This is a genomic window from Pandoraea nosoerga (genome assembly GCF_902459585.1).
Lineage (GTDB): Bacteria > Pseudomonadota > Gammaproteobacteria > Burkholderiales > Burkholderiaceae > Pandoraea > Pandoraea nosoerga.
The window spans coordinates 151557-165968 of sequence record NZ_CABPSC010000002.1 but is presented as its reverse complement, the minus strand read 5'-3'; the positions used below and the strand labels follow the sequence as shown (position 1 = coordinate 165968).

12 protein-coding genes are annotated in these 14412 nt (G+C 66.5%); 4 read left to right on the top strand and 8 right to left on the bottom strand.

The annotated features are described in order from the left end of the window. Positions 1-116: 116 nt before the first annotated feature. From PNO31109_RS03725 to ilvB, 7 genes are all read right to left on the bottom strand, one after another. On the bottom strand, positions 117-689 hold the full coding sequence (locus PNO31109_RS03725; protein WP_150554305.1) for an HdeD family acid-resistance protein: 573 nt from the start codon (positions 687-689) through the stop codon (positions 117-119). A 385-nt stretch (positions 690-1074) separates the two neighbouring features. After that, positions 1075-2148: an arginine N-succinyltransferase gene (gene astA / locus PNO31109_RS03720; protein ID WP_174966273.1), complete on the bottom strand. Its 1074-nt coding sequence runs from the start codon at positions 2146-2148 to the stop codon at positions 1075-1077. Positions 2149-2447: 299 nt separating this feature from the next. Beyond that, the gene (locus tag PNO31109_RS03715; protein ID WP_150554303.1) at positions 2448-3689 is read right to left on the bottom strand and encodes an aspartate aminotransferase family protein; all 1242 of its coding nucleotides are present in this window, start codon (positions 3687-3689) and stop codon (positions 2448-2450) included. A gap of 221 nt (positions 3690-3910) precedes the next feature. Beyond that, a complete protein-coding gene (locus tag PNO31109_RS03710) occupies positions 3911-4633 on the bottom strand; it encodes an amino acid ABC transporter ATP-binding protein (RefSeq protein ID WP_150554302.1) in 723 nt (240 codons plus the stop codon). Beyond that, positions 4617-5369, bottom strand: a complete 753-nt coding sequence (locus tag PNO31109_RS03705) for an amino acid ABC transporter permease (RefSeq protein ID WP_150554301.1) — start codon at positions 5367-5369, stop codon at positions 4617-4619. Before PNO31109_RS03705 ends, PNO31109_RS03710 begins: the two co-directional genes overlap by 17 nt. A 150-nt stretch (positions 5370-5519) precedes the next feature. Next, positions 5520-6299, bottom strand: a complete 780-nt coding sequence (locus PNO31109_RS03700; RefSeq protein ID WP_206111077.1) for a basic amino acid ABC transporter substrate-binding protein — start codon at positions 6297-6299, stop codon at positions 5520-5522. A 280-nt stretch (positions 6300-6579) separates the two neighbouring features. Beyond that, positions 6580-8412 carry a biosynthetic-type acetolactate synthase large subunit gene (gene ilvB / locus PNO31109_RS03695; RefSeq protein ID WP_150554300.1) on the bottom strand — a complete coding sequence of 611 codons (1833 nt, stop codon included), beginning with the start codon at positions 8410-8412 and terminating at the stop codon, positions 6580-6582. 170 nt (positions 8413-8582) lie between these two features. On the opposite strand from ilvB, the gene PNO31109_RS03690 reads away from it, so the two are divergent. The 3 genes from PNO31109_RS03690 (at position 8583) to trhA (ending at position 10553) form a co-directional block, all read left to right on the top strand. Then, positions 8583-9095 (top strand): Lrp/AsnC family transcriptional regulator, encoded by a 513-nt coding sequence (locus PNO31109_RS03690; protein WP_150554299.1) that lies wholly within the window; start codon positions 8583-8585, stop codon positions 9093-9095. Positions 9096-9345: 250 nt separating this feature from the next. Next, positions 9346-9900: a peroxiredoxin gene (locus PNO31109_RS03685; RefSeq protein ID WP_150554298.1), complete on the top strand. Its 555-nt coding sequence runs from the start codon at positions 9346-9348 to the stop codon at positions 9898-9900. A gap of 8 nt (positions 9901-9908) precedes the next feature. Continuing rightward, on the top strand, positions 9909-10553 hold the full coding sequence (gene trhA / locus PNO31109_RS03680) for a PAQR family membrane homeostasis protein TrhA (RefSeq protein ID WP_150554297.1): 645 nt from the start codon (positions 9909-9911) through the stop codon (positions 10551-10553). Here trhA and PNO31109_RS03675 read toward each other — a convergent pair. Next, positions 10544-12469, bottom strand: coding sequence for a sensor histidine kinase (locus PNO31109_RS03675; RefSeq protein ID WP_150554296.1), 1926 nt, complete (start codon positions 12467-12469; stop codon positions 10544-10546). The two genes, trhA and PNO31109_RS03675, sit on opposite strands and share 10 nt — an antisense overlap. A 271-nt stretch (positions 12470-12740) precedes the next feature. Between PNO31109_RS03675 and PNO31109_RS03670 the strand changes: the two genes are divergently transcribed. After that, entirely contained in the window at positions 12741-14378 is a 1638-nt protein-coding gene (locus tag PNO31109_RS03670) for a methyl-accepting chemotaxis protein (RefSeq protein WP_150554295.1), read from the top strand. Positions 14379-14412 lie beyond the last annotated feature (34 nt).

Genomic DNA, 14412 nt, shown 5'->3' with positions numbered 1-14412 from the left:
GGCCGGCGGGCCGCCGGGGATGGCCGTCGGCGCCGGACGGCCCCAGCCGCCCGCGCGGACGAAGAAAAATCGGCAAACGGCGCGCCGCGGGTGTGCGGGTGTGCCGGCGTGCGGATCTACGGGCGCAGTTGCCCCGGGGCAGCGTGCGCCGGCCCATGGGCCGCGCCGCGCAGCTTGATACCGGCCATCACGAGGAGCACGCCCCAGATGACGGCCCACGACCCAATGGCCCAGATGAGCGCGAGCGCCCCGGCGCCGGGTTGCCACATGATGAAGACGGCAAACAGGATGCTGAACACACCGGAGAGAATGACCCAGAGCTCGCCTTTGACTTCGCGCCGCAACGCGATGCCTGCCGCCACCTGCAACACGCCGGTGACAAAACTCCAGGCCACGATATAGATGAGCAGCGCGACGGCCGTCAGCGCCGGGTTGAGATAGGTCAGAACGCCGATGACGACGCCGGCAATGCCCTGGAGCAGCGGCAGCCACCAGTCGGCGTGCTCGCTGCGCGCACTCCACGCCCCGCTCAGGGAAAAGATGCCGTCGACAAACGAGAAGGCGCCGAAACACAGCACCAGGACGGCGATCGTGACCCCGGGCAGCGCAAACGCCGCAATGCCGAAAATCACGGCCAGTACACCGCGCAACACAAGCAACCACCAGTATTTCGACAGAAGTCTGAGCATGGCATCCCTCTCGTGAAATAACCGCGGGTAGCGAACGCGAGCCACTGGCGCGCCCATATCGAAGCTACGCACGAGCACGATGGGGGCGGCGGCAACGGCATCCGAGGCGCGTCGAAAGGTCATTCTAGAGACGGCGACGCGGCAAGATCAAGTGAAAAATGCGCGAATGCTTGTACGGCGAGCAGGCGCTTTGACCGGCGTCATCTCGTCTTGCCGGCACGCCCGAATCGGCGTCACCGCCCTCATGAATTTTCTCCATCGAACTTTCGCGCGGGTGTGCGCATGCGCGCTGCGTGACCGAGAACGTGCGCGTTGCGCGTATGAATGCGACACTCGGCGCGCAATGGTTCCGCGCGCGCGAGGCGCATGCGCGGATGACGCCGTGTCAGATCGCGTCGGCGCGCGGCGGCTTGAGCGGCAGCACCTGGACGCGATCGCCCTGCTCCACGCCCAGCGCCTTCGCCGCGAGCGGGCTCATTGCGAAACTGCGTCGCTCGGGACGGCCGGTGACCAACGTCGCGCGGAAACTCGCCAGCCCCAGACGCGCCACCAGATACGCCTCGCCGGCAGGCACGGCGCTCGGCGGCGCGGTGCCGCCGTTTTGGCTGGCGGCCGGATCCACGATGTTCACGCTGAGATAACGGCCGTCGCGCGCCGCACGCAGATCGGCCACGCGCGCCTCGAGCACCGGCCCGCTATCGAAGATGTCGACGTGGGCGCCCGAGCGCATGCCCTCCTGTTCGAGCAAGCGACGCGCGGGGAGTGTATCGCGGTGCGTCACGCCAATGGCCGCCTGCGCCTGCGGCGACAGAAAGTCGACGTAGATCGGGTACTTCGGCATCAGTTCGGCGACAAACGACTTCTTGCCGATCGACGTGAGGTAATCCGCCTGATCGAAATCGATCTTGAAGAAGTGCTGCCCCAGCGAACGCCAGAACGGGCTCTGGCCGTCATCGTCGAAATAGCCGCGCAGTTCGGCGCAGACATACGGCCCGAACCGCTCGGGAAACTGCGCCATGAACAGAAAGCGAGCCTTCGAGAGCAATGCGCCGTTGCCATGCCCGCGCCATGCGGGATCGAGCAGCAGAGAACACAGCTCGCTGTAGCCGGTGAGGTCGTTCGAGAGCGACAACGTCAGCATGCGCGACCAGACGTTCAATTCACGGCTCGCGTGGACGATGGTGTCCTTACGGTACGTGTAGAACGGCTGTTCGAGCCCGACGGCGGCCTCCAGCCCGCACACGCCGGCAATCTCGCCCGTCTCCACATCTTCCATCACGAACAGATAGCCCTGCGCTGCGGTGGGCGCCTGGCCGTCGATCGTGGCGGCGACACGCGCCAGGCGGGCTTCGAGTGCCGCCCGGTCGGGCTTGAACGACGTCATGCCCGGGCCGGCCAGTTCGGCGAGCTTGAGCAGCGCGGGCAAATCGTCCTGGCGCGCCAGCCGCACCACCCGCAGCGACGACGCCAATGCGACATCCTCCGGCGACGGCAGATCACCTTGCGGCAGGGGCGGCGTCAGCGATTTCGATGGGCGTGTCATGGGCAGATCCGGCGAGGTCGATGAAACATGGGCCGGAGCGACGGGCTCCGTCGGTCCGGCCCGGTGTCCTTCGTGGTGTCCTTCGTGCTGTCCTTGTGCTGACATCAGCGCGAAGGGTCGGTGCGGGCCGGCGTCAGCCGGCCGACGAGCGCGCCCCCCCAGCAAACACGGCGAACACGGCGGTGCCAAGCGGCATTGAGTGACGTCAGGCCACCTCAGGCAGCCTTTGCCGTGGCGGCCACCGCCGCGACCGCCTTGTCGAGCGACGCGAGGCCCGCGTCGATATCCGCGAACGGAATGTTGAGCGACGGCGCGAAACGCACCACGTCGCCGCCGGCCACCAGCAGCATCAGCCCATTCTTCTCGGCTTCGGCGACGATGTCCTTCGCGCGGCCCGCGAATGCCGGCTTGAGCACCGCGCCGATGAGCAGCCCCATGCCGCGCACGTCGGCAAACACGCCGTGGCGCGCATTGATCGCTTCGATGCCCTTGATGAAGTAGTCGTGGCGCGACTTCACGCCGTTGAGCGTCTCGGGCGTGTTGATGAGTTCGAGCACGCGGCCCGCAACGGCCGTGGCAAGCGGATTGCCACCATACGTGCAGCCGTGCGTGCCCGGCGAGAAGCTCGCCGCGATCTTGCTCGTGGTCAGAATGCCGCCGATCGGGTAGCCGTTGCCCAACGCCTTGGCCGTCGTCAGGATGTCCGGCGTCACGCCGTACTGCTCATAGGCGTAGAGGGTGCCTGTTCTGCCGACGCCCGTCTGCACCTCGTCGAAAATGAGCAGCGCGCCGTGCTTGTCGCACAGGGCGCGCAGGCCCTTGAGGAAGTCGGGATCGGCGGGCAGCACACCGCCCTCGCCTTGCACCGGCTCGACGATTACGGCGGCCGTGGCGTCCGAGAGGGTCGCCTCCACGGTCGCCAGGTCGTTGTACGGCAGATGCATGATACCGCCCGGCAACGGGCCGAAACCTTCTGTGTACTTGGCCTGACCGCCTACGCTCACGGTAAACAGCGAACGACCGTGAAACGAGTTGTAGAACGAGATGATCTCGCTCTTTTCCTTGCCGCCGCGCTCGGCCGCATGGTCGTATGCGTAGCGCCGTGCGAGCTTGAGCGCGGCTTCGTTGGCCTCGAGGCCCGAATTGCAGAAGAACGCCTTGTCGGCAAAGGTCGCTTCGGTGAGCGCTTTCGCCAGACGCAGCACCGGCTCGTTCGTGTAGCCGTTGCCGATGTGCCACACCTTGCGCGCCTGCTCCTCGATGACCTTCACCAGCTCCGGATTCGCGTGGCCCAACGCGTTCACGGCAATGCCGCCGGTGAAATCGACATACTCGCGGCCTTCCTGGTCCCACATGCGCGAGCCTTCGCCGCGCACCGGCACCATCTGGGCGGGAGCGTAATTGGGCACCATCACGTCGTCGAACGTCTGGCGGGTCACGGGGATTGGCTGGCTCATGACAACCTCATGAAATCGGAGTGCAATCTGCGATTGCGAAGCAGGCCGCATCGCGGTCGCTGCTCGATGAAAGAAACCTGGCTGGGGGCTCAGGACGCCGGCGTCGCGCCGCGGTCGATCACGTAGACCGACACTTGGCGCGCGTACCCTCGCATTGTAATCAGATGCAGCGCACGGATACACCCTTCGCGCGCGCCGCGTCGTGAGAATGGCGTCGGCCGTTACAGGACCTTGCGCAGGAATTCGCGCGTGCGCTCGTGCTTCGGCGACGAGAAGATCTGCTCCGGCGCCCCTTCTTCCATGATCACGCCCTGATCGATGAAAAACACGCGATCGGACACTTCCCGCGCGAAGCCCATTTCGTGGGTGACCACCACCATCGTCATGCCTTCCTCGGCGAGCGACTTCATGACTTCGAGCACTTCGCCCACGAGCTCGGGGTCGAGCGCCGAAGTTGGCTCGTCGAACAGCATGACGGTGGGCTTCATGGCGAGCGCGCGCGCAATCGCCACACGCTGCTGCTGCCCGCCGGAGAGCTGGTTCGGGAACGCGTCGATCTTGTCGAGCAGGCCAACCTTGCGCAGCAGCTGCTCGGCAATCGTGACCGCTTCCGCGCGCTTGATGCCGGTCACCTGCATCGGCGCGAGGATCAGATTCTCGAGCACGGACATGTGCGGGAACAGGTTGAAGCGCTGGAACACCATGCCCACGCTCGCGCGCATGGCATTCATGTCCGTCTTGGGATCTTCCACGTGAAAGCCGTTGACGAGCACTTCGCCGCCGCTCACGTCCTCCAGCCCGTTCAGGCAGCGCAGGAAAGTGCTCTTGCCCGAGCCCGACGGCCCGATCACGCAAACGACTTCGCTTTCTTCGATGCGGCACGAAATGCCGCGCAGCACGTGCGCATCGCCGTACTGCTTTTGCAGGTTATTGACGACGATCACCTTTGCCGTACCTCAATTCCAGATGTTGAACAAATGCCGACAGCACCAGCGTGATCACCCAGTAGATGAGCGAAATCGTCAGATACGGCTCCCAGTAGCGAGCGTAGGCGCCGGAGACGGTGCGCGCCGCGTATGCCAGTTCGGCCAGGCCGATCGCCGAGGCCAGCGAGGAGTCCTTCACGATCGCGATGGCGTTGTTGCCCAGCGGCGGCAGCATGCGACGAAACGCCTGCGGCAGCACGACCTTGCGCAGCGTCTGCATGTAGGTCATGCCCAGCGAGCGGGCCGCCTCGGCCTGACCGCGATCGATCGACTGAATGCCTGCGCGGAAGATCTCGGACACATACGCGCCGGCGTTCAGGGAGATGGCCAGCACCGCGGACATGAACGCGCCGTACTGCGAGCGGATCTCGCGTGCGAAGTCGCCGCTGACGATCAGGCCGCCCGCGGGGTTGATCAGCATCGGCATGAGCGCGAAGTGAATCAGCAGGATCTGCACGAACAGCGGCGTGCCGCGAAAGAAGCTGACATAGAAACGCACGGGGTATTGCACCGCGTAGCGCAGGAAATACTTGTAGAAGCCATGACGGGCCTCGGCCAGACGGCCGACGCCGAGCACGAGCCCGAGTAACGTGCCGGCGATCACGCAGATCACCGTGCACTTGAGCGTCATCAGCGTGCCCTCGACGAACAGGGGCATGTATTCGCTGATGATGTTCCACTGGAACCCACCCATGAAGCACCTTTCTCACAAAATGAAACGAACCGGCCGGCCGGCGGAAAAACGCTCGCGGCCCGGGGGTTGACGTCGCAGGACGACGATCAGCTCACGGGCCGCGAGGAGCCAGATATCTGGCGCGCGTGGCGCGAATCTTACACGCGTTGCTTATTGTTGCGGCAGCGCCGGCACGTCGGCGTCGAACCACTGCTTGTAGATCTTGGCGTAGGTGCCGTCAGCCACGATCTTTTTCAGGCCCGCATTGACCTTGTCGAGCACCGCCTTGTTGCCCTTCTTGACCGCGATACCGAAGTACTGACGCTTGAACTTGCTGTCGTACACGAGCTTGAACGGCTTTTCCGGGTGGCTCTTGATGTAGAACTTGATCACGCCGACGTCGCCCACGGCGGCGTCCACGCCCCCGCGATAGAGTTCCTCGAGCATGAGCGGCGTGTTGTCGAAGCGGCGGATGGCGGTACTCGCCTTGCCCAGCTCTTCCGACACGGAGATGTCGCCCGTGCTCGAATTGACCACGCCCACCTGCAGCTTCTTCAGGTCGGACAGACCGGCCACCTTGGCGCCCGGCGAGGTGATGATGACCTGATCTGCCGGGAAATACGGCGCCGAGAAGTCGACCATTTCACGACGCTTGTCGGTAATGGTGATGCCCGAAATGATGATGTCGCGATCGCCCTGGTCAAGCGTTGCGAAGATGCCTTCCCACGGCGTGCTGACCAGCTTCACGTTGAACCCGCCGGCCTTGCCGATCGCCTTGATCACGTCGATGTCGAAGCCCACCAGCTCCTTTTGCGGGGTTTCGAACTCGAACGGGCGATACGTGCCGCCGGCGCCCACGGTGTACGTGGGATCGGCGGCCTGCGCTGCCGGCACCGCGGCAAAGGTCGTCAGAAAACAGGCGGCGGCCAGCACGAGGCGCTTCGTCAACATGTTGATTTCCTTGGCGAGAATTCGTAAAAGAGCGCAATGATACTCCTCGCCACCGCCGAAACGAAAAAAACCCGCCTGAGCGGGTTCGCTCGTTGCGATCTCGCGACGTGACGGGCGATTCTCATGTGACGGTAACACCTGAGCGCGCGGGCAGCGCACATGACGGCCCACATGACGACGCATGCGACGATGCATGCGACGATGCATGCGACGATGCATGGAACGATGCACAGGGCGGCGCGTGGGGTGACGCCCCGCCCGCACGCTGCCGCCAGCCCTCTCAGAAGGCGCCTGCCGCGATGGGACCGGCCGCCTGCCCCGGTCCGAAAACGACGTCGCGATACGTCTTGCCCGCGGGGATCATCGGATAGACGTCGTCCTCGCGGGCCACCAGCACGTCGAGGAGATAAGGCTCGCCCGGATCGGCCAGCATGCGCGCCAGCGCCCCCGGCAAGTCCGCGGCTCGCGTAACGCGCGCGCCCGCCACGCCATAGCCCGCGGCGATCGTCACGAAGTCCGGGTACGGCCGGCCGTCGTCGGCCGCATCGGGCGCGTTCGGATCGACCAGCGAAGACGCCACCCGGTTGCGCGCATAGATCATGTCCTGCCACTGGCGCACCATGCCGAGCCACTGGTTGTTGATGACCAGCACCTTGACGCCCAGCCCGTAACGGCGGCACGTCGAGAGCTCGTTGACCGACATGTTGAGGCTGCCATCACCGTCGATATCGATCACCGGCACGTTCGGCAACGCCACCTTGGCGCCGATCGCGGCCGGCAGGCCGAAGCCCATCGTGCCGAAGCCGGCGCTCGAGAGGAAGGTGCGAGGTTCGCGCAGACGCAGGTGCTGCATCGCCCACATCTGGTGCTGCCCCACGCCCGTCGTCACCACTGCTTCGCGCGGCAGCAAGGCGGCCAGCGCCGTGATGACGTCAACGCCCGTGAGCACGTCGCCCCTGTCCTGGCCCGCGCCGTCGCCGGCGTTCTGCACGGGACGCAGGGGATGCGCCGCGCGACGCTCGCGCAGGTAGGCATGCCACTGCGGCACTTCGCGACGCTTCGCATGCGCGAGCAGGCCGGCAAACGCGTCGCGCAGGTCGGCGTGCACACCGAGCGTTACGGGCTTGTTCTTGCCGATCTCGGCCGCGTCGACGTCGACGTGCACGATCCTGGCGTAGCGCGCGAACGACGCCGGGTCGCCGATCACGCGATCGTCGAAGCGCACGCCCAGCGCGAGGACGAGGTCGGCTTCATTGACCGCGACATTGGCCGCATGAGCGCCGTGCATGCCGAGCGGGCCGAGCAGCAGCGGATGGTCATCGGGCATCGCGCCCAGGCCCATCATGGTGAGCGCGACCGGGCAGTCGAGCGCTTCGGCCAGCGCCACGAGCTGCGCGCTCGTTCCGGACGCGATGACGCCGCCGCCAGCGTAGATCACGGGACGCTCGCTCGCCGCGAGCAGCGCCGCGATGCGCTCGGCCGTCTCGTCGCTCATGCCGGCAGGCACCGGCGCGGTAAAACGCTTGTCGGTCGGCTGATCGGGGCGTGCCTGCTGGATGTCCTTGGGAAAGTCGAGCAGCACCGGGCCGGGCCGGCCCGCCAGGGCGCATGCCGCAGCCTCGCGCAGTGCCGCCGGGATGTCGCGCGCTTCGCGCACTTGCCGGGCGAGCTTGGTCACCGGCCGGGTCACGGCCACGATGTCGACTTCCTGGAACGCGTTCTTGCCCAGCCAGTGCGTCGCGACATTGCCAGTGATGGCCAGAATGGGCACGGAGTCGCTGGCGGCGTCCGCAATGCCCGTCACCAGATTGGTCGCGCCCGGCCCGGACGTCGCCAGGCATACACCCAGCTTGCCGGTAGCGCGCGCGTACCCCTGCGCGCCGAACACCGAGCCCTGCTCGTGCTCCGTGCGCACCAGCGCGATATCCACGCGCGAGAGTGCGTCGAGCATCTCGAGATTGGCCCCGCCCGGATAGCAGAACACCGTGTCGATGCCAATCTCGACCAGCGTGCGCGCAATCAGGTCCGCCCCTTTGGCGGACAACGGAGCAACGGGCTGGGCGACGGCGCCAGTCACGGTTTCGGCAGCGGGCAGAGTCAGATCGAGTTTCATGGGTACGTGGTTTCCTGCGGATGTCAACGAACAGCGGCGAGCATGGCGCGAGCTCGCCTGATGACATTCAAGCTTACGGGCATCGGGCGGTAATTGCTTCGCGTATCGTTGACAAAATCCGGTCAATTTCACATGATTCATTCAATCAAGCCATTTATTGAGAATAAATCATGCAACTCGACGAATTCGACGAGAAAATTCTCGCAATCCTGCAGGAAGACGCATCGTTGTCCGCCGCCCAGATCGGCGAGCGCATCGGCCTGTCGCAGTCGCAATGCTGGCGGCGTATCGATCGGCTCGACGCGGAAGGCGTCATCGAGCGCCGGGTCGCGCTGGTCGATCGCAAGAAGGTGGGCCTGAACGTGATGCTGTTTGCGCACGTGAAACTCGCCGGCCACAACCGCAACGCGCTGCCGGAGTTCTCCAAGGCGATCCAGGCGTTTCCGGAGGTCCTCGAATGCCACGTGCTCATGGGCAACGTGGACTTTCTGCTGCGCATCGTGACGCGCGACGTCGACGCCTACGAGCGCTTCTTCTTCGAGCGCCTCTCGCAATTGCCGATGGTTCAGGAAGTGAACTCGATGATTGCGCTCTCGCAGATCAAATCGACGACGGTGCTGCCCATTGGGGACCGCGCCCCAGGCTCGGGGGCCGGCGCCATGGGGAGTGCCGGCGTTTCGTGACGTGGCGATGACCGTCCGCCAGCGAGACGATGACAGGATGCGGGCAGGAGGCGGACAGGACACGCACAGGACGCGCACAGGACGCGCACAGGGCAGGAACAGGACGCGGACAGGACGGGAATACGGCGGCGGCGAGGTGCGTCGGGCAAAAGCGCAACGGGCGTCGCGCGACCGCGACGCCTGCGCTCCCAAGGTTGCACACTGCCGTTGCAAGCCTCTATCCTTAAGCATCCACCTATGGGAGCCACGCATGAAACGTTGGTTAGGAATGACCGCCGCTGCAGCCGTCCTGGGTATCACGGCCTGGTGCTTCATCCCGGCACACGCAGCCCTCAAGAACGGCGCGCAGGCCCCGGACTTCGCCGCACAGGCGTCGCTCGGCGGGCAGGTCTTCACGTTTTCCCTCGCCGACGCCCTGAAGAAAGGCCCCGTCGTGCTGTACTTCTATCCGGCCGCGTTCACCACGGGTTGCACCATCGAGGCGCACGATTTCGCCGAGGCTGCCGACACGTTCAAGTCGATGGGCGCCACGGTGATCGGGGTGTCGCACGACAACATCGAGACACTCAACAAATTCTCCGTGTCGGAGTGCCGCAGCAAGTTCGCGGTGGCGGCCGACACCGACCAGCACATCATGCGCGCCTACGACGCCGTGCTGGCGCTCAAGCCTGATCTGGCCAACCGTGTCTCGTATGTCATCGCCCCCGACGGCAAGGTGATCTACAGCTACGTAAGCCTCAACCCCGAAAAGCACGTGGCCAACACGCTCGATGCCGTGCGCAAGTGGCGCGCCGCCCATCCGTGAGGGCAAACATGAAAGCATCGGCACGCGCCCAGACGCGTAGCGAAGAGCTCGCCAACAGCGTCAGCCACGGCATCGCCTGTCTCGCGGCCCTCGCGGCCATTCCGTTCCTGTTCTCGACGGTACGCCCGCCAATGCCGACCACCGTGCAACAGATCGGCATCGGCGTATTCGCCGCGACCATGGTCATCGTCTACCTGGCCTCCGCGCTGTATCACGGGCTGCCTGACGGGCCCGCGAAGCGCCTGTTCATGCGCGTGGATCACTGCGCCATCTTTCTGTTCATTGCCGGTACTTACACGCCCTTTACCGTCAAGATCCTCCATGACCCATGGGGCTGGCCGCTGCTCACCGGCGTGTGGAGCATGGCCATCGCCGGGCTGATCGCCAAGTCGCTCGGGCTGCTCGACCGGCCGCTCGTCTCCACGCTGCTCTATGTCGCGCTTGGCTGGGTGGCGGTGCTCGTGGCCGGCCCGGTACTCGCCGCCATTCCGGGGCCGGGCGCCGGATGGCTCTACGCGGGTGGCGCCGCCTACACAATCGGCGCGGTCTTCTACTCGCTCGACGGACATATCAAGTTCGGCCATCTGGTCTGGCACCTGTTCGCCATCGGCGGCACCGCCTGCCACTACCTGGCGGTGTGCCGCTACCTCTGATCGACGCCGTCGTCGCCGGCCGGCGCCGCGCCGCTGCGGACCAGCGTCTCGGTGAGTTTTGCCGCCAACCGCTCGCAGCGCGCCACGAGCACCGGATCACCGAACATCCGGCACGCGCCGCGCATACGGTGCACCACCGCCTGCGCGGCCCGCAGGTCTTCCTCGCGCCGCCCCGCCAGCAAACGGCGAAAACGCGCCAGATCCTTCGCCATCTCGTCTCGCATCAAACGACGCGCATAGGGGTCGTCTTTGAGCGCGACGCTTCGCGCGCCGGCCGGCACGGCGGCTCCGCGCGAGAGCGTATCGCCGGCAGCCTCACCCGCCGCTGAGTCCTGCGCACCGTGCATCTGGCCGAACGCCGGCCATCGCGCCGCCAGCGCCCGCGCGAGCCGGTGGCGCGAGACGGGCTTGGTCAGCACGCCGTCCAGGCTGGCCTCGCGCGCGGCCCGGGCCGACACCACCGAACCCGTGATCGCCAGCACGACCGGCACGTCTCTTGCCAGTACGGGCGCCAGCGCCCGCAGCGTCCTGGCCAATGTCAAACCGGAGCCGTCGCCAAGCTGAACGTCGGTGAGCACCACGTCGAGGTCGCAGCGGAGCCAGTGCAGCAGCGCCTCGGTGATGTCCGCCGCGCACCGCACCTCGCAGCCGAGCGCGCCGAGTTGCTCGGCGACGATCGCCCGGTTCAGGGCGTGATCGTCAACTACCATTGCGCGCAACCCGCGCCGCACGTCGACAGGCACGGCCGGCACTTCGCTCGCCGCGCCCGGCCGGCATGGCGGCAATGCGCGCACGGCAGCGGACGAGTCCGCGGACGGCCCCGACGGCCCAGGTAACTCCGATGGCCCAGGTGGCTCGGATGACCCAGGTGGCTCGGATGGCCCGGACGGCGCGCAGGACGCCAACGCGGCGAGCGGGACACACAGTTGAAAACGTGCGCCAGTCGAGGACGGTTCCACACGCAGTACGCCGCCCATGCGCTGCGCCCATTGCCGCGCGATCCACAGCCCCAGGCCGGCCCCGGGCGCTTCCTGGTCCGCGCGCGAGAACGCCGCGAACACGGCGTTCTCCATGCCGGCCGGAACACCGGGGCCGGTGTCGGCCACGTCCAGGGTCAAATATCCTGCGCACGGGCGCAGGGGCTTCCGCGCTGCGATCCGCCCGGCGGCGTCGTTGTCTCGGGCGCCTTGCGCGCCTGCCCACGCCGCGGCGATTGCGACGCCGCCGCAAGCGGTGTATTTCAGCGCGTTGTCGATCAGCACGCGCAAAATCTGCCGCAAACGCGCGGCATCGCCGTGCAGCATGACGGGGACGTCGTCGGCAATGGAGCACGTCAGGTCGAGATGCTTCGCGCGCGCCTTCGCCGCAAACCAGCCGACCTCTTCGTCCAGACAGGCCCGCACCTCGAAAGGCGCCTCGCGCAGCGGTAGTTGCACCACGTCGCCCTGCCCCAGTTCGAGTACGTCGTCGACGGCCGAGGCCACCGCGTCGAGCATATTGCGCATTGCAACAACGCGCTGGCGAATCGGCACCTGGCCGCCGTCGGGCGCCCAACGGTCCTTGACGTCCGCCAAGCCCCGGCGCGTGAGACGGCCGCCTCCCTCACCGGCCTGGGCGCCGGCCTCGTCACCGCCCCCGCCCCGACCCGTGTCCCGGGCGGCGGCCTCATCGCATTCGGCTTGCGCACAAAGCGCGTCGAGGTGCCCCTGCAGCACCTGCAGCGGCGCCCGGAGCTCGTGCACCAGCGCAAGCCGGAAAGTGGCGATATCGATCGGCGCCGTGCCGTGCGCCGCACCGGGGGCCAGCCCCATGCCGTCCGCCATGGCGCCGAGGCCGTTTCCCGAACCCGCCGTTTCGTGTTCGCCGCGCCCCGCCCCGGCGCTGTCCCGCAAGGATTTGAAATTGTCGAGAGTCATCGCGTCATTGACGCCTCGTCACGATTCATGCGCTTCGGCGTCCTGAAGAACAGGAAGAAGCCCCGAGTGTGGGCGTTTGGCGCCGCCTTGCGGTCGAGCAAATTCCGATCTTCGCCTGCGTACCCCGCGCTTTCGGACTTGCCCGAAGCCGAACGGCTCAAGTTCTGCCTCTCATCTGCCGATAATCCCTATGCCCCGTCATGCATTTTCCGACGGACGGGGAGGCCGCGCGCACTCCTACGCGACCCGGGCACACAATCCATCGATCCATATGTATAAGAACATTACGATTCGGACCAGCCTGACACTGGTCTTAGGTTTGCTTGGTGCACTGCTTGTCCTCGTCAGCGCTCTGGGCCTTCAGGCACTGAGCTCCAGCAACGACTCCCTGAGCAAGATGGCCACGGAAGACACCCCGGCACTGGCCGAGCTCAAGGGCACGAGCGAGCAGATCCTGCGGACTCGTCTGTCCATGGCGACATACGCGTCCTACGTCAGCCTGGGTGCGGACCCGGAAGAATCGGACAAGGTGCTCAAGCGCGGCACCCAATACATCGCCACCGCCGATGCCCTCTGGAAGGATTATCTGAATCGTCCCAAAGAAGATGCGCACGAGGCGGAGGTCGCCAAGGCCACCGACGAGAAACGCAAGGCCTTCTTCGACAAAGTCGTCACGCCGGCCCTCAACGCGCTCAAGCAGGGCGACGTGGCCGGCTTCCATCAGATTCAGGCGCGCGTCGCGCCGGCCGCTTACAGCGCGCTCGACGCGGGCATGCGCGAGCTCCAGGACATCCAGATCGCGCGTCAGAAGGCGCGCTACGAGGCCGCGCAGCAGCGCTACAGCGTGATGCGCATTGCGCTGGGGGCCACGCTGGTCGTCGCGCTGTGTCTGGCCCTGTGGGGGCGCGCCATGCTCGCCCGCGCCGTGCTACGGCCGATCCGCGAGGTCATCGCGCATTTCGAGCGCATGGCGGCGGGCGACCTGAGCCAGCGCGTCGAGCAACGCACCAACAACGAGATGGGGCAGCTCTTCGGCGCGCTGGGCCGCATGCGCGACGGACTGGCCAGCACGGTCGGCACCGTGCGTGAGAGCACCGAGGCGATTCACGCCAGCGCCCGCGAGATCGCGCAAGGCAACGCCGATCTGTCGCAGCGCACCGAATCGCAGGCGTCGTCGCTCGAGCAGACGGCCGCGAGCATGGAGGAGCTCACGGCCGTCGTGAAACAAAACGCCGAAAATGCGCGCGCCGCGAGTCAGCTCGCCGTGACGGCGTCGGACACCGCCTCGCGCGGCGGCGAGGTCGTGCAGGAAGTCGTGACGACGATGCGCGACATCGCCGAGGCGTCGCAAAAGGTTACCGACATCCTGACGGTGATCGACGGCATCGCGTTCCAGACCAATATCCTCGCGCTCAACGCGGCCGTGGAAGCCGCCCGCGCGGGCGAGCAGGGCCGGGGCTTTGCGGTGGTGGCCGGCGAAGTGCGCACGCTGGCGCAGCGCAGCGCGTCGGCGGCCAAGGAAATCAAGGGGCTGATCGAGGCGTCCGGCAGCCGCGTGGAAGTCGGCACCCGCCTGGTCGAGCGCGCCGGCGCGACGATGGTGGAAGTCGTGCAGTCGGTCAAGCGCGTGACCGACATCATGGGTGAGATCTCCGCGGCCAGCGTCGAGCAATCGAGCGGTATCGAGCAGGTCAACCGCGCGGTCACACAGATGGACGAGATGACGCAGCAGAACGCGGCGCTCGTGGAAGAGGCCTCGGCGGCCGCGGCGGCCCTCGAAGTGCAGGCGGCGCGTCTGCGCGAATCCGTGGCGCTGTTCCGTTTGTCGTCGCACGACGCTGCGCAGCCGGCACCCGTCGACAGCGGCAGTGTCGCCGCCGCTTCCGGCTCGCTCGCCCTCGCCGCCTGATGGCCCGCAGGGCGCTCGCGTCGGTCGCGACGCG